Consider the following 15,068-nt stretch of genomic DNA (forward strand, 5'->3'; position numbering starts at 1 on the left):
GTCATAAGAGAGTGACTCATGGATCGTATTATTACTTCATCGCGTGACGGCAATTCCCTGCTAAGTACGCACAAAGTCCTGCGTAATACCTATTTTCTTTTAAGCTTGACGCTGGCGTTTTCCGCAATTACGGCGACTGCTAGCACCGTATTAATGTTGCCTTCTCCGGGCCTAATCCTGACACTCGTTGGGATGTACGGTTTAATGTTTCTAACTTATAAACTGGCGAACAAACCGACCGGTATCCTGGCTGCATTTGCGTTCACTGGTTTCCTCGGCTATATCTTGGGGCCAATGCTTAATGCTTACCTCTCAGCCGGAATGGGAGATCTGATTGGCCTGGCACTCGGCGGCACCGCATTGGTCTTTTTCTGCTGTTCCGCATACGTGTTAACAACACGCAAGGATATGTCTTTCCTCGGCGGCATGCTGATGGCAGGCGTAGTGGTGGTGCTGATCGGGATGGTCGCGAATATCTTCTTGCAGTTGCCCGCGTTGCACCTGGCTATCAGCGCCGTATTCATCCTGATTTCCAGCGGCGCTATCCTGTATGAAACCAGCAATATCATTCACGGCGGTGAAACCAACTACATCCGCGCCACTGTCAGTCTTTATGTGTCGCTCTACAACATCTTTGTCAGCCTGTTGAGTATTCTGGGTTTCGCCAACCGAGATTAAACAAGACTGATTCCCGCTTAGCCCCGCTTATGCGGGGCTTTGTTTTTTGCTACACTCCCGCCGTTGTTGACTAACGCTGCGAAAAATTATGTTGATCTTTGAAGGTAAAGAAATCGAAACCGATAGCGAAGGCTATTTAAAGGACACTACGCTGTGGAGTGAAACCTTAGCGCCTCTCATCGCAGAGCAAGAGAACATAATCCTCTCTCCTGAGCACTGGGAAGTGGTGCAATTTGTGCGTGAATTTTACCTGGAATTCAATACTTCTCCCGCCATTCGCATGCTGGTAAAAGCGATGGCGAATAAATTCGGCGAAGAGAAAGGCAACAGCCGCTATTTGTACCGCCTGTTTCCAAAAGGGCCTGCTAAACAGGCGACAAAGATCGCTGGTTTACCAAAACCGGTGAAGTGCATCTAATAGCGAATACCGAAGTTTGTCCATTCCCTGCCGGGTTGATGCGGTTCAGCAAGAACTCTATCAACCCGGGCACTACGCGGTCCACCCGCTTTTAGCCACGCAATCAGCTGATTCACCGCTTGTTCGTCGCCGCACGCAACCACTTCGACGCTGCCATCATCAAGGTTACGTGCATACCCCGTTAAACCCAGCCTCTGCGCTTCGTGCTGTGTGGTATAGCGAAACCCGACGCCCTGCACCATTCCGTGTACCCAGGCAATTGTGCAGACATATGCCATCTTTGACCCCCTTTCTACTCAGGCTCGTTGCATTTGCCCGGTGAACCCGTGACAATAGCGCCCATTTTCTTCAGTTTATAGAATAGCCGAATATGAGTGTACGTTTAGTGTTAGCCAAAGGGCGCGAGAAATCATTGCTGCGCCGTCATCCCTGGATTTTCTCCGGCGCTGTCGCGCGAATGGAAGGCAAAGCCAGCCTCGGTGAAACGGTTGATATTGTCGATCATCAGGGCAAGTGGCTGGCGCGTGGAGCATTATCTCCTGCATCGCAAATTCGTGCTCGCGTCTGGACTTTCGATAAAAATGAAAGCATTGATATCGCGTTCTTCACCCGCCGCCTACAGCAAGCGCAGCAGTGGCGAGATTGGCTGGCGCAACGCGATGGTCTGGACAGCTATCGACTGATTGCTGGTGAATCAGATGGGTTACCAGGCGTAACCATCGATCGTTTCGGTAATTTTCTTGTCCTTCAACTTCTTAGCGCCGGCGCAGAATACCAGCGTCCAGCCATTATCTCAGCGCTCCAGTCTCTCTATCCACAATGCGCAATTTACGATCGCAGCGATGTTGCCGTGCGAAAAAAAGAGGGTCTGGAACTCGCGCAAGGGCTGGTGGCTGGCGAACTGCCGCCCGCGTTGTTGCCTATCAAAGAGCACGGCATGAAGTTGTTTGTCGATATTCAGGGCGGGCACAAAACCGGTTACTACCTCGATCAGCGCGACAGCCGGCTGGCAACACGTCGCTATGTGGCAGACAAGCGCGTATTAAACTGCTTTTCCTACACTGGCGGCTTTGCCGTTTCCGCACTGATGGGCGGATGCCGCCAGGTCGTCAGTGTCGATACTTCGCAGGAAGCATTGGATGTCGCAAAAAAGAACATCACTCTGAATGAGCTGGATTTAAGCAAAGCAGAATTTGTTCGCGACGACGTATTCAAACTGCTGCGTAAATATCGCGATCAGGGCGAAACTTTCGATGTCATCGTAATGGATCCGCCAAAGTTCGTGGAAAACAAAAGCCAGTTGATGGGCGCATGTCGCGGCTATAAGGATATAAATATGCTGGCGATCCAGCTCCTGAATCCCGGTGGTGTGCTGCTTACTTTCTCCTGTTCCGGTTTGATGACCACCGATTTATTTCAGAAAATCATAGCTGACGCCGCAATAGATGCTGGTCGTGATGTACAATTTATAGAACAGTTCCGTCAGGCCGCCGATCATCCTGTGATCGCTACCTACCCGGAAGGGCTGTATCTGAAAGGGTTTGCCTGCCGCGTTATGTAACTTGAAATTTGGAACCGCGCCCGCATATCTGCGGGTATGTAAGGTTCCCGGGAGGTGACAATGATTGCCAGCAAATTCGGTATCGGTCAGCAAGTTCGCCACTCACTGCTGGGGTATCTTGGCGTAGTGGTCGATATCGATCCTGAGTATTCACTGGACGAGCCGTCAGCAGACGAACTGGCGGTGAACGACGAACTCCGCGCACTGCCCTGGTATCATGTCGTGATGGAAGATGATGATGGCCAGCCAGTGCACACATACCTGGCAGAAGCGCAGCTGACAAGCGAAATTACGGATGAACATCCGGAGCAGCCATCCATGGACGAACTGGCGCGTACCATTCGCCGACAGCTTCAGGCTCCGCGCCTGCGCAACTAAAAATACCCCGCCAGATGCGGGGTATTTTTTACTTCGCCAGACCGAGCCGCGGGATCTCAATCGCCGGGCAGCGATCCATCACTACACTTAACCCCGCCTCACGCGCCAGCACGGCGGCTTGTTCATTAATCACCCCTAATTGCATCCAAAGCGTTTTCGCGCCAACGGCAATCGCCTCTTGAGCAACTCCCCACGCCGCTTCCGAATTACGAAAAACATCCACCATGTCGATCTTTTCTGGCACATCGGCAAGCGTTGCATAGCCCTGCTGCCCAAGTAGGGTAGTACCTGCTACTTTCGGCGAGACGGGAATCACATGATAGCCTTGATCCAACAAATACTTCATCACGCGATAGCTTGGTCGATCGGGTTTATCACTCGCACCAACCAACGCAATAGTTTGGGTCGACTGTAAAATAGCGGCAATATCGATTTCTTTCATGTTTTCCTCCCGGCGATGTCACCAAAGTGTAAATCAAACAGACCCACTCGACCATTTTCAGATTTTTTTATCCACTTCTCTTGCAGCATCAGACGCTTCCAGTAATCTGTAGCGAAAATCACTGACGGAAGCGGATTATGGAATCAACCACTCGCACCTTACCCGTGCGCAAACATATTGCACTGGTCGCACACGACCACTGCAAACAATCATTAATGAAATGGGTAGAACGTCACCAGCCTGTACTGGCCAAGCATGAGCTCTATGCGACTGGTACAACCGGAAATTTGATTCAGCGAGCAACCGGCCTTGAAGTCAACGCCATGCTGAGCGGCCCGATGGGCGGCGACCAGCAAGTCGGCGCATTGATTTCAGAAGGCAAAATCGACGTACTGATTTTCTTCTGGGACCCGCTTAATGCTGTCCCGCACGATCCTGACGTGAAAGCCCTCTTACGTCTTGCAACGGTGTGGAATATTCCGGTTGCAACCAATTTATCTACCGCTGATTTTATTATTGACTCTCCGCAGTTTAATCACAGCGTCGACATCCTCATTCCGGACTACCAACGTTACCTCGCTGAGCGTCTGAAATAAGTGCTGGCGGCCGCAGCGGCCGCCTTCGTTTCACGGTTTTCGCGCGACTGGCACATCCAGCGATTTTAACGTGTCGACAAAGCGTGACGGTTCATCTTTATCAAACAACAGCCAGACGCGATGGCGTGCGCGCGTCAACGCCACGTACAACAATCGCCGCTCTTCCGCATCAGGGAACTCTTCCGCCTGCGGCAGCAAGGCTTGCTCCATAATGGATTCACGCGCCGGGGCAGGAAAACCATCCGCGCCCCCTTTCAGACCCACCACAATTACATAATCCGCTTGTTGCCCTTTACTGGCGTGGATAGTCGTAAAATCGAGCTGAAGTTTCGGCCAGCGGGTGGCTGCTTTCTCCAGAACGGCAGGTTTTCCATGGTGATAACGCGCCAGAACCAGAATCCTATCTTCTGGCGTTGCATATCCGCTGAGTTTATCTAATAGCGCATCCAGCTGATCCTGCGCCATCAGCGTCACTGCGTTTTTATCGCCTGTTTTCAAGCTGTTCAGTGGTTTTGCAAGCTGCCATGGATTCTGCTGAATAAAACGATTTGCCACTTCACCAATGCGTGAATTGAAGCGATAAGTCGTATCCAGTGCGCAGAGATCACCTTCACCAAAATAGTCATGGAAAGCGGTGGTTAAGGAAAGTTGCGCGCCGCTGAAACGGTAGATAGCTTGCCAATCATCACCGACAGCAAACAGAGTTGTTTGCGAGTTTTGCTTACGCAACGCAGCCAGCAAAGCTGCGCGCTGCGGTGAAATATCCTGAAATTCATCAACCAGAATATGCTTCCATGGGCTAATAAAACGCCCTTTTTCAAGCACATTGATCGCCTGATGAATCAGCCCGGAAAAATCGACGGCGTTTTCAGACTTTAGCTCGGCTTTCCATGCTTTTAAGATCGGCCCCATCAATTTAATGCGTTTACTGAACAGATCACGAACTTCATCTGGTGCGCCAGCGATCATCTCCGCCTGTGCACCACCATGCATACGCATCAGCCCAATCCAACGATCGAGACGTGGAGCGATGCGGCGTTGCAATTTTGCATCTTCCCAAAAATTGCCTTCAGGGACTTCCCATTCCATCTCTTCTTCCAGCCACTGACGCCACCCTTTCGCCTGTGCTTTCTTTTCACTGCACTGCTGGCACCAGGTGTCTGTTAGCAAGGACAAGCGAGCCGACGTATCATTTTCCAGCTCGCTTAACGCGGGCACCTTTTTGCTTCCCTGGGAGATGATATACAACGCCAGCGCATGAAAAGTGCGCGCGGTAATCTCTTCGGTATGTAGCCGTTGCTGGATACGCTCATCCATCTCCTGGGCAGCTTTGCGACCAAACGCAAGCAGCAGGATTTGATCCGCCGAGGCTTCGCCGCGAGCCAGCAACCAGCCAGCTCTGGCTACCAGAACCGAGGTTTTTCCGCTCCCCGCGCCAGCAAGCACTAATAAAGAGTGCTCACCGTTGACCACGGCCCGCGCCTGCGCCGGGTTTAAAGGAGATGTTTCAACTTGCTCAAAAAAAGCGGCGTACTGAGTAACCATCGTTTCAGTATAAGTTTGATTGTGCTGTGTCCGGCGCTTCTCAACATCCGTTAACCACGACTGGCACTGACGCCAAAGCTCACGGCAATTATCAAACTCCGGTAATCGGCTTGTTGGAATCGGCAACGCAGCAAACGCCTGCTGCAATTGCTGCTGTACCCCCTGAAGTTGCTTGCGGGTAAGCCATTTCGTTGGCTCAATACGCCCGGAAATCAGCGCCAGTTGCTCAGATAAAACCCCGGCAGCGACCTCGCTCATTTCCGCGCTCCACCGGTTCCAGCGCTCATTTAAGAGATGGTAAAAATGCAGTGTTTCGCTCCATTCCGTTCCGTGAAGACGAACTACTTTGTTGTCGGCAAGCTGAAATTCCATCTCTCCCCACACCAACCCACGCTTGCATTCAATCGCCAACAACTGATTGAACGGGATAAGGTATTCGTGTCTGTCACCTGCCACTTTAATGCCGGCGTTCAGAATGACTGCGCGATCATAAGGGTGTTGCGCCAGACGTTTTCCCAGTGAGGTCGCTTTCAGTTCCATGACTTATCGTTCTCAACTTGTGACAATAATTGCCAGTTTACCTGCCAGAGAATTGGCGCTCCAGCCCAAATAATCGTTACAATTACCGGCATTCACTACCGACCGGTTTGTACTGAGGTTTTATGCGTACTGTTTTGAATATTCTAAATTTTGTGCTTGGTGGTTTCGCCACTACACTCGGGTGGCTACTCGCTACAATAATTAGCGCCCTGCTCATTATCACTCTGCCGTTGACGCGTTCCTGCTGGGAAATCACAAAGCTCTCACTTATCCCCTGGGGAAATGAAGCCATTCACATTGATGAACTCGAACCGCAGAGCAAAAACAGCCTGCTAAATGCGGGTGGGACATTATTGAATATTGTCTGGTTTGTTCTGTTTGGCTGGTGGCTATGCATTATGCATATTACCGCCGGTATTACTCAGTGTCTTACCATCATCGGCATTCCCGTTGGCGTCGCGAACTTTAAAATCGCTGCGATTGCACTGTGGCCAGTTGGCCGTCGGGTGGTATCTGTAGAAACCGCTCGCGCAGCCCGTGAAGCCAATGCGCATCGTCGCTTTCAATAATCGGATCGCTTGCCATTATGTTAAGTCCTCTGCTTCGCCGTTATACATGGAACAGTGCCTGGCTCTATAACGTCAGAATTTTTATTGCGCTTTGCGGGACTGCTTTGCTGCCCTGGCTACTCGGCGAGGTGAAACTGACCATCCCGTTAACGCTTGGCGTCGTTGCCGCCGCACTTGCCGATCTGGATGACCGCCTGACGGGGCGTCTGAAAAACCTGATAATTACGCTAGTGTGCTTTTTTATTGCGTCTGCATCCGTGGAGTTACTCTTCCCGTGGCCATGGTTGTTTGCGCTTGGGCTAGTGACATCCACCATTGGCTTCATCTTGCTTGGCGGGCTTGGACAGCGTTACGCCACCATTGCTTTTGGGGCACTGCTCATTGCGGTCTACACCATGCTGGGGATTTCCCTTTTCGAACAGTGGTATCAGCAACCACTACTGCTGTTGGCCGGTGCCATTTGGTTTAATTTGCTGACGCTGGTTGGACATCTGGTTTTCCCCATTCGCGCTCTACAAGACAATCTGGCGCGTTGCTATGAACAACTGGCGCAATACCTTGAACTGAAATCACGTCTATTCGATCCGGATATTGAAGATGATAGCCAGGCGCCGCTCTATGATTTAGCACTGGCGAATGGCCAGTTAGTGAACACGCTCAATCAAACCAAAGCCACGTTGCTCACGCGTTTGCGCGGAGATCGTGGGCAGCGCGGCACACGTCAAACATTGCATTACTATTTTGCGGCGCAAGATATTCACGAACGCGCCAGTTCGTCGCATATCCAATATCAAACACTGCGCGAACACTTTCGTTATAGCGACGTGATGTTCCGCTTTCAGCGCTTACTTTCCATGCAATCACATGCGTGCGCTCAGTTATCACGCGCCATTTTGCTACGCACTCCGTATCAACACGATACTCGCTTCGAACGGGCATTTACCCACCTTGACGCGGCACTTGATCGCCTTCGTGCCAATGGCATCACGCCTCAGGAGCATATAAAAGCACTTGGTTTTCTTCTGGATAACCTAAGGGCTATTGACGCTCAGTTAGCAACTATTGAATCCGGGCAGCCACAGCACGCATTATCAAATGACACTGAAAATCAGCTTTCGGACGATAGCCTGAGTGGTTTTAACGACATACGGCAGCGGTTACGTAATAATTTGACGCCCGAATCCGCACTCTTTCGCCACGCAGTGCGCATGTCGGTGGTGTTATGTATCGGCTATGCTTTTATCCAAATAACGGGGCTACAGCATGGTTATTGGATCTTGCTGACCAGTCTGTTTGTCTGCCAGCCTAACTATAACGCCACTCGCCACCGCCTGAGGCTGCGCGTAATTGGTACGCTGATTGGGGTTGCGATCGGATTGCCGGTACTTTACTTCGTTCCATCACATGAAGGGCAACTGATACTCATTGTCATCACCGGCGTTCTGTTTTTCACATTCCGAACAGTGCAATACGCTCATGCCACGATGTTTATTACATTGCTGGTGTTGTTGTGCTTTAACTTACTGGGCGAAGGATTTGAAGTCGCGCTTCCCCGTATTCTTGATACGCTCATAGGTTGTGCTATCGCCTGGGCGGCGGTGAGTTTTATCTGGCCGGACTGGCGTTTTCGACACCTGCCCCGTGTCACAGAGCAAGCCTTCGACGCGAACTGCCGCTACCTTGATGCCATTCTTGAACAATACCATCAGGGACGCGATAACCGTCTTGCTTACCGCATCGCCAGACGTAATGCTTATAACCGTGACGCGGAACTGGCATCGGTCGTTTCAAATATGTCTTCCGAACCCGGAACCTCACCTGAACTTCGCGATGCCGCGTTCCGTTTATTGTGTTTGAATCATACCTTTACCAGTTATATTTCCGCACTTGGCGCACATCGTGAGCAGCTATCCCAGCCGGATATTCTACGTTTGCTTGATGATGCAGTCTGCTATGTTGACGATGCCCTGCATCACCTACCAGCAGACCAAAAACGTGTTCAGGATACCCTTGTCGATCTATCCCAACGCATTAAACATCTGGAACCGCGCCCGGATAGCAAAGAGCCACTGGTACTGCAACAGATTGGCCTGCTGATCGCTTTATTGCCTGAAGTCAGCCGGCTGAAAAGCCAAATCACTCAATAAGGGTTTGCGCCTTTCTTCAAAACCCCCTTAAACCACTCCATCAGTTCCCGGCGTCGAGGCGCCGGTAACGCAGCCTCATGAAGCCCAACAATTGCGCCCTCCAGTGCGAGAAGCACTTTTGCGCTCAGATGCTCATTTGTTTTTCTCAATCTAAGCCAACAAACTTTCGCCCCAAGCATTCGCAATGTATGTGCATCCAGAACACCTGCTTCATGGAGTTGGGCTTCAAGTTGAAAAGTTAGGTTAGGCAGATCGCGCAACCGCGTCCTGGCACTGCGCCGATCTTTATCACGCCGGGCAGCATCGAGTGAAAGTGCCGAAAGTTGCAGAAGTAGCGAGCGATCGCGCCACAAACTCTCGCTAACGTAGTAGTAATTTAACGAAACCTGACGCCCGCGTTTGTTGAATACCAGCAAAGGAGCATCTTGCGTAACCGTGTATTGCGCACTCTCGTCACATGCTCGAAGGTAGAGTTCCCCCTCGGCAACCATCGCGAAAACAGTTTTATCCACAGACAAGCTGTAACCGCCAAAATGAGCGCGGTGACAAATTGTTCCGAGAGGCATGAGGTATTCGCGCGACTGATATATCCGTTGATAAGATAGGTCTTCCATGATTTTTCCCTTATAAATCACGTAGTAAAAGGTAGTTTGCGATTAGTGAAACCATTATGCAGGAACATAGGCAACTGTGAGCAAGACAGCAAGCAAATTTTTCATTACATGACGGGGACGAAACAAAAATGCGAGATAGTTTCAGAAAATGAGGTTGATCTCTGAGCATGCAAAGGTTACTGTATAAACATACAGTAACTCACAGGGCTGGATTGATTATGTACACTTCAGGCTATGCTAATCGTTCGACAACACTCGCTTCTACACTCAACAAATTGAATCACGTTGAGACCTCCAGCATCACTACCGGGCTGATTAGCGAAATGGTCTATCGTGAGGACCAGCCCTGGATGACGCAGCTGCTTTTACTGCCTTTGCTGCAGCAACTCGGGCAACAATCCCGTTGGCAGCTGTGGTTGACGCCTCAACAAAAGCTCAGCCGTGAGTGGGTGCAATCCGCTGGGTTACCCCTCACCAAGGTAATGCAGGTGAACCAGCTCTCTCCAAGCGTAACGCTGGACTCAATGATCAAGGCACTGCGCACCGGCAACTATAGCGTTGTTATTGGCTGGCATTCTGAAGAGTTGACGGCTGAGGAACTTAGACTATTAGCTATGGCGGCAGAAGAAGGCAATGCGATAGGCTTCGTTATGCGCCCAATACGCCACGATCCTCTGGCTGCGAGACAGCTTTCTGGGATAAAAATTCACTCGAATTTGTATCATTGAGTAAATTTAAGAGTTTTCCTAGGATAATTTTTGCGTAAGGGCAGGGCTTAAAATTTATCGTCAAAATACAGCGCGAAAGCCTGTGTAGCGCGCTTTGTACGGAAAGAGCCGTGGCGAAATATTAATCAGAAGTGTTAAATATTGTGTATACAAAGCCTTTTTTTTCATATGCCTGACGGAGTTCACACTTGTAAGTTTCCAACTACGTTGTAGACTTTACATCGCCAGGGGTGCTCGGCATAAGCCAAAGATATCGGTAAAGATATCTGCAGAGTTGTCAGTGAGCAATGCCCCCGGTGAAGGATTTAACCGTGGCTTCTCAACAGAGATTCCCATGGCGATTTTTGGATGATAACGAGGCGCAAAAATGAAAAAGACAGCTATCGCGATTGCAGTGGCACTGGCTGGTTTCGCTACCGTAGCGCAGGCCGCTCCGAAAGATAACACCTGGTATACAGGTGGTAAACTGGGTTGGTCCCAGTATCATGACAAAGGTGCGGTATGGCAGAACGATGGCCCGACCCACGAAAGCCAACTGGGTGCTGGTGCGTTCGGTGGCTACCAGGTTAACCCGTACGTAGGTTTCGAACTGGGCTATGACTGGTTGGGTCGTATGCCGTACAAAGGCGACACCGTTAACGGCGCGTTCAAAGCTCAGGGCGTTCAACTGACGGCTAAACTGGGTTACCCGGTAACTGACGATCTGGACCTGTACACTCGTCTGGGTGGTATGGTTTGGCGTGCAGATGCTCAGAACAACCAGGGCTTCAAAGATCACGATACCGGTGTTTCCCCGGTCTTCGCTGGTGGTGTTGAATGGGCAGTTACCCGCGACATCGCTACCCGCCTGGAATACCAGTGGGTTAACAATATCGGTGATGCAAGCACCGTTGGTGCTCGTCCGGATAACGGCATGTTGAGCGTAGGTGTTTCCTACCGCTTCGGCCAGCAGGAAGATGCTGCTCCGGTAGTGGCTGCTCCGGCCCCGGCTCCGGCTCCGGAAGTACAGACCAAGCACTTCACTCTGAAGTCTGACGTTCTGTTCAACTTCAACAAAGCGACGCTGAAACCGGAAGGTCAGCAGGCGCTGGATCAGCTGTATGGTCAGTTGAGCAACCTGGATCCGAAAGACGGTTCCGTAGTGGTTCTGGGCTTCACCGATCGTATCGGTTCTGACGCTTACAACCAGGGTCTGTCTGAGAAACGTGCACAATCCGTAGTTGATTACCTGGTTTCTAAAGGTATCCCGGCTAACAAAATCTCCGCACGTGGCATGGGCAAATCCAACCCGGTTACCGGCAGCACCTGTGACAACGTGAAACCGCGTGCAGCGCTGATCGACTGCCTGGCACCGGATCGTCGCGTTGAGATCGAAGTTAAAGGTAGCAAAGACGTTGTAACTCAGCCGCAGGCTTAAGTTTCCGTCTAAAAAAACCCCGCTCATCGGCGGGGTTTTTTATTGCCTGAAATTATATGTAGGGATAATCCCCAAACCTATTTTTTCCCGAGTAATGCCTGCAGGTCATGTTTCAACGTGGACATCTGAGATGCGTACTTCTCCTTGTGTTCAGCATCTTCGATCAGCTGGACAATCGTTTCAGAAAGCGTTTTTCCCCTGCGTTGCGCTAACCCAGCCAGACGCTGCCAGACCACAAATTCCAGGTCGATCGATTTTTTACGCGTATGCTGATGTTCGGCGTTGAAATGCCGTTTGCGGCGGGCGCGGATAGTTTGCTTCATCCGGTTAATCAATGCCGGATTGATATGCTGCCCAATCCAGTCATTGACCTGTACGGGTTCATTTTCGAGTGTCAACAATAAATCGACCGCGTCTTTAGCGGCACTGGCTTCTATGTAGCGCGTGATTAATTCCCCTTCACGATGCTTTTTTACCAGATACTTCCATTTCCAGCCGCTTTCGAGATTTTCCAGTTGTTGATATTTCATTGCGCTCTCAACGTGACCGTGTAACTCAGTTCAGAATATCAGTTTTTTCCAACTCTGCTGAAAAGAAATCACTACCCCGGTTAAGGCAATAACGTTCGCGTCGCGAAAGCGTGTAATCAATGTGTGCTGTACGAGCGTTTACGGTATAATCGCGCCTTTGACATCAGACTAAAAAAACGACTTTGACCATTACAAAACTTGAATGGAACGACCTGGTTCCTGATACCACCAGCTATCAGGAAGTGTTTGAATCGTCCGAAATAGCCCGCGAAACGGACTTCTCCCTGGCCGACACGCAACCCCGATTACAGTACGCGCTGGAGCAATTGCTCTATCCGCAGGCGACGTCACGCTTTTTGCTGGCTAAAGCACCAGAAGAAGCCGAATATCTTGCGCTTATTGCCAGCGCCACCGAAATGCTCATTCCTGAAGCCCGCCCATTTTCTGGCGGCCAATATCATGTTAATGGTTCAGCGATTCGCTTTGAACCTTCTGCTAATATGCAGGCAAATTTTATCGGCGACAAACCGACCGTAATCGCCGAATGGGTCGAGGCAGAACAACTTTTTGGCTGCCTTCGCCAGTTTAATCAGGAAATCACTTTGCAACCCGGTCTCGTCCACCAGGCAAACGGTGGGGTGCTGATTATTTCCTTACGTACTCTGCTCGCGCAGCCGCTTCTGTGGATGCGCCTGAAAACCATGGTAACGCAGCGTCGTTTTGACTGGGTTTCCTTTGATGAATCGCGCCCCCTGCCCGTCATTGTGCCGCCCATGCCGATGGATCTCAAAGTCATCCTGGTGGGTGAACGTGAATCACTGGCGGATTTCCAGGAAATGGAGCCGGAACTCGCATCGCAGGCAATTTACAGCGAATACGAAGAAACGCTGCAAATTGCCGATGCTGAAACAATGTCCATATGGTGCCAGTGGGTCGAGCAAACCGCACGCGATGCGCACTTGCCTGTTCCTGCGGCTGATGCATGGTCAAAACTCATTCGTGAAGCCGTCCGCTACACAGGCGATCAGGAAACATTACCACTTTGCCCAATGTGGTTGTCACGGCAACTGCGAGAAGTGGCAGCCATGTCCACCGATGAAACCTTCAGCGGGGAAGAATTCCAGACAATGCTTGCTCAGCGAGAGTGGCGTGAAGGCTTCCTGGCGGAACGCATGCAGGATGAGATCCTGCTTGAGCAAATCCTGATCGAAACCGAAGGAGAACGCATCGGTCAAATCAATGCGCTGTCCGTTATTGAGTTTCCGGGGCATCCACGCGCCTTTGGTGAGCCCTCGCGAATCAGTTGTGTGGTACATGTTGGTGATGGCGAGTTTAACGATATTGAGCGCAAAGCTGAGCTGGGCGGTAATATCCACGCCAAAGGCATGATGATCATGCAAGCGTTCCTGATGGCAGAGCTGGATCTGGAACAACAGATTCCCTTCTCCGCCTCACTCACCTTCGAACAATCATACAGCGAAGTCGACGGTGACAGCGCATCCATGGCTGAACTGTGCGCTTTAATCAGCGCACTGTCTGAAGTTCCGCTTAATCAGAGTATTGCGATCACCGGTTCAGTGGATCAATTTGGTCGCTCTCAGCCGGTCGGCGGCCTGAATGAAAAAATCGAGGGCTTCTTCGCTATTTGCCAGCAGCGCCAGCTCACAGGCAAACAAGGTGTGATTATCCCCTCGGCAAATGTGCGCCATCTCTGCCTGCATCAGGAACTCTTGGATGCTATCCAGGCGCAGCAATTTTTCATCTGGGCCGTGGATGACATGATGGATGCGCTACCCTTATTAACGGGCTTGTCGTGGGATGCCGAAGGGCAAAACAACCTTAAGCAACTCATCCAGGAACGTATCGCGCAGGCAACGCAGCAGGATGCGCGCCACCGCTTCCCGTGGCCGCTTCGCTGGTTGAACTTGTTTATCCGAAACTGATCGGACTTGTTCAGCGTACACGTGTTAGCTATCCTGCGTCCGAAACTACAAATAAGGCTTACTGAGAACATGGTAGATAAACGCGAATCCTATACAAAAGAAGATCTTCTTGCCTCTGGTCGTGGTGAATTGTTTGGTGCGAAAGGCCCGCAATTACCAGCACCGAACATGCTGATGATGGACCGTGTGGTCAAAATGACTGAAACCGGCGGTAACTTCGATAAAGGCTACGTTGAAGCTGAGCTGGATATCAACCCGGATCTGTGGTTCTTTGGCTGCCATTTCATTGGCGACCCGGTGATGCCAGGCTGCCTCGGCCTCGATGCAATGTGGCAGCTGGTTGGTTTCTATCTCGGCTGGCTCGGCGGCGAAGGCAAAGGCCGCGCGCTGGGCGTCGGTGAAGTGAAATTTACCGGTCAGGTACTGCCAACGGCAAAAACGGTGACTTACCGTATTCACTTTAAACGCATTGTGAACCGCCGTTTGATTATGGGTCTGGCGGATGGCGAAGTGCTGGTTGATGGCCGCGTTATCTACACTGCTGCTGACCTGAAAGTGGGCCTGTTCCAGGACACGTCTAATTTCTGATATCGGGTTACTTACATACCCCAGTAAAGGCGAAACCTCCGCGATGCGGAGGTTTCTTTTTTAAAGAGACAGAATCAGGCAATGACTGCCCTGTCTTCCATGGCCTCTCGCCAGCCTCCCAGCCACTCGGACCTTTGATTCAGGGTTTGGTAGGGACACATTTCCTTCGGACGCCCGGTAATACCAGCCTGATAACCACGTTGATGTGCCCGTTCCAGGCGATCGCGTTTTTGTCTCTTCATGCCTCGTTTCCCTCATTATTTGATCTGGTGGAAAAGAAAACAGTGGTCACTTAATGTGCAGCCACAGGTCACAAATACCTTGAATAGAGTTCGTCGTCAATGCGCAAAATTCACGCCAGTGTCATAAATGTG

At 50.9% G+C, this 15,068-nt stretch carries 17 protein-coding genes; 11 read left to right on the forward strand and 6 right to left on the reverse strand.

From position 1 onward, the window contains the following. Positions 1-18: 18 nt before the first annotated feature. Positions 19-678 (forward strand): FtsH protease modulator YccA, encoded by a 660-nt coding sequence (gene yccA / locus ACFX4O_RS01030; protein WP_131411041.1) that lies wholly within the window; start codon positions 19-21, stop codon positions 676-678. Between the two features lie 88 nt (positions 679-766). Then, the gene (gene tusE, locus ACFX4O_RS01035; RefSeq protein WP_380206669.1) at positions 767-1,096 is read left to right on the forward strand and encodes a sulfurtransferase TusE; all 330 of its coding nucleotides are present in this window, start codon (positions 767-769) and stop codon (positions 1,094-1,096) included. Here the strand turns inward: tusE and yccX are convergent. Further along, positions 1,093-1,374 (reverse strand): acylphosphatase, encoded by a 282-nt coding sequence (gene yccX / locus ACFX4O_RS01040; RefSeq protein WP_380206671.1) that lies wholly within the window; start codon positions 1,372-1,374, stop codon positions 1,093-1,095. The two genes, tusE and yccX, sit on opposite strands and share 4 nt — an antisense overlap. Positions 1,375-1,466: 92 nt before the next feature. On the opposite strand from yccX, the gene rlmI reads away from it, so the two are divergent. Both rlmI and hspQ read left to right on the forward strand, forming a co-directional pair. After that, positions 1,467-2,657 carry a 23S rRNA (cytosine(1962)-C(5))-methyltransferase RlmI gene (gene rlmI / locus ACFX4O_RS01045; protein ID WP_380206673.1) on the forward strand — a complete coding sequence of 397 codons (1,191 nt, stop codon included), beginning with the start codon at positions 1,467-1,469 and terminating at the stop codon, positions 2,655-2,657. A 60-nt stretch (positions 2,658-2,717) separates the two neighbouring features. After that, complete coding sequence (gene hspQ, locus ACFX4O_RS01050; protein WP_017456235.1) at positions 2,718-3,035, forward strand: heat shock protein HspQ; 318 nt, start codon at positions 2,718-2,720, stop codon at positions 3,033-3,035. A gap of 28 nt (positions 3,036-3,063) precedes the next feature. On the opposite strand, the gene ACFX4O_RS01055 is transcribed toward hspQ, so the two are convergent. Continuing rightward, a complete protein-coding gene (locus ACFX4O_RS01055; protein ID WP_380206676.1) occupies positions 3,064-3,477 on the reverse strand; it encodes a CoA-binding protein in 414 nt (137 codons plus the stop codon). A 137-nt stretch (positions 3,478-3,614) separates the two neighbouring features. Here ACFX4O_RS01055 and mgsA point away from each other — a divergent pair, with 137 nt between their 5' ends. Continuing rightward, positions 3,615-4,073, forward strand: coding sequence for a methylglyoxal synthase (gene mgsA / locus ACFX4O_RS01060; protein WP_380206678.1), 459 nt, complete (start codon positions 3,615-3,617; stop codon positions 4,071-4,073). Positions 4,074-4,103: 30 nt separating this feature from the next. On the opposite strand, the gene helD is transcribed toward mgsA, so the two are convergent. Then, positions 4,104-6,158 (reverse strand): DNA helicase IV, encoded by a 2,055-nt coding sequence (gene helD, locus ACFX4O_RS01065; protein WP_380206680.1) that lies wholly within the window; start codon positions 6,156-6,158, stop codon positions 4,104-4,106. A 122-nt stretch (positions 6,159-6,280) separates the two neighbouring features. On the opposite strand from helD, the gene ACFX4O_RS01070 reads away from it, so the two are divergent. Continuing rightward, positions 6,281-6,727, forward strand: a complete 447-nt coding sequence (locus ACFX4O_RS01070) for a YccF domain-containing protein (RefSeq protein ID WP_380206682.1) — start codon at positions 6,281-6,283, stop codon at positions 6,725-6,727. A 17-nt stretch (positions 6,728-6,744) separates the two neighbouring features. Further along, on the forward strand, positions 6,745-8,874 hold the full coding sequence (gene yccS, locus ACFX4O_RS01075) for a YccS family putative transporter (RefSeq protein WP_380206684.1): 2,130 nt from the start codon (positions 6,745-6,747) through the stop codon (positions 8,872-8,874). On the opposite strand, the gene ACFX4O_RS01080 is transcribed toward yccS, so the two are convergent. Beyond that, positions 8,868-9,488: a TfoX/Sxy family DNA transformation protein gene (locus ACFX4O_RS01080; RefSeq protein WP_380206686.1), complete on the reverse strand. Its 621-nt coding sequence runs from the start codon at positions 9,486-9,488 to the stop codon at positions 8,868-8,870. The two genes, yccS and ACFX4O_RS01080, sit on opposite strands and share 7 nt — an antisense overlap. Positions 9,489-9,706: 218 nt before the next feature. Here ACFX4O_RS01080 and sulA point away from each other — a divergent pair, with 218 nt between their 5' ends. Together sulA and ompA are read left to right on the forward strand one after the other, a co-directional pair. Continuing rightward, the gene (gene sulA, locus ACFX4O_RS01085; protein ID WP_380206688.1) at positions 9,707-10,216 is read left to right on the forward strand and encodes an SOS-induced cell division inhibitor SulA; all 510 of its coding nucleotides are present in this window, start codon (positions 9,707-9,709) and stop codon (positions 10,214-10,216) included. A 367-nt stretch (positions 10,217-10,583) separates the two neighbouring features. Beyond that, complete coding sequence (ompA, locus tag ACFX4O_RS01090; protein ID WP_086871964.1) at positions 10,584-11,633, forward strand: porin OmpA; 1,050 nt, start codon at positions 10,584-10,586, stop codon at positions 11,631-11,633. A gap of 77 nt (positions 11,634-11,710) precedes the next feature. Here the strand turns inward: ompA and matP are convergent, their stop codons facing one another. Further along, positions 11,711-12,163, reverse strand: a complete 453-nt coding sequence (matP, locus tag ACFX4O_RS01095; protein WP_380206691.1) for a macrodomain Ter protein MatP — start codon at positions 12,161-12,163, stop codon at positions 11,711-11,713. A 182-nt stretch (positions 12,164-12,345) separates the two neighbouring features. On the opposite strand from matP, the gene ACFX4O_RS01100 reads away from it, so the two are divergent. Next, the gene (locus tag ACFX4O_RS01100) at positions 12,346-14,106 is read left to right on the forward strand and encodes an AAA family ATPase (RefSeq protein ID WP_380206693.1); all 1,761 of its coding nucleotides are present in this window, start codon (positions 12,346-12,348) and stop codon (positions 14,104-14,106) included. Between the two features lie 69 nt (positions 14,107-14,175). Then, positions 14,176-14,694 (forward strand): bifunctional 3-hydroxydecanoyl-ACP dehydratase/trans-2-decenoyl-ACP isomerase, encoded by a 519-nt coding sequence (fabA, locus tag ACFX4O_RS01105; RefSeq protein ID WP_131411023.1) that lies wholly within the window; start codon positions 14,176-14,178, stop codon positions 14,692-14,694. 74 nt (positions 14,695-14,768) lie between these two features. Here the strand turns inward: fabA and rmf are convergent, their stop codons facing one another. Continuing rightward, a complete protein-coding gene (rmf, locus tag ACFX4O_RS01110) occupies positions 14,769-14,936 on the reverse strand; it encodes a ribosome modulation factor (protein ID WP_017456222.1) in 168 nt (55 codons plus the stop codon). Positions 14,937-15,068: the final 132 nt, after the last annotated feature.

Source organism: Kosakonia sp. YIM B13571, assembly GCF_042788095.1.
GTDB lineage: Bacteria > Pseudomonadota > Gammaproteobacteria > Enterobacterales > Enterobacteriaceae > Kosakonia > Kosakonia quasisacchari.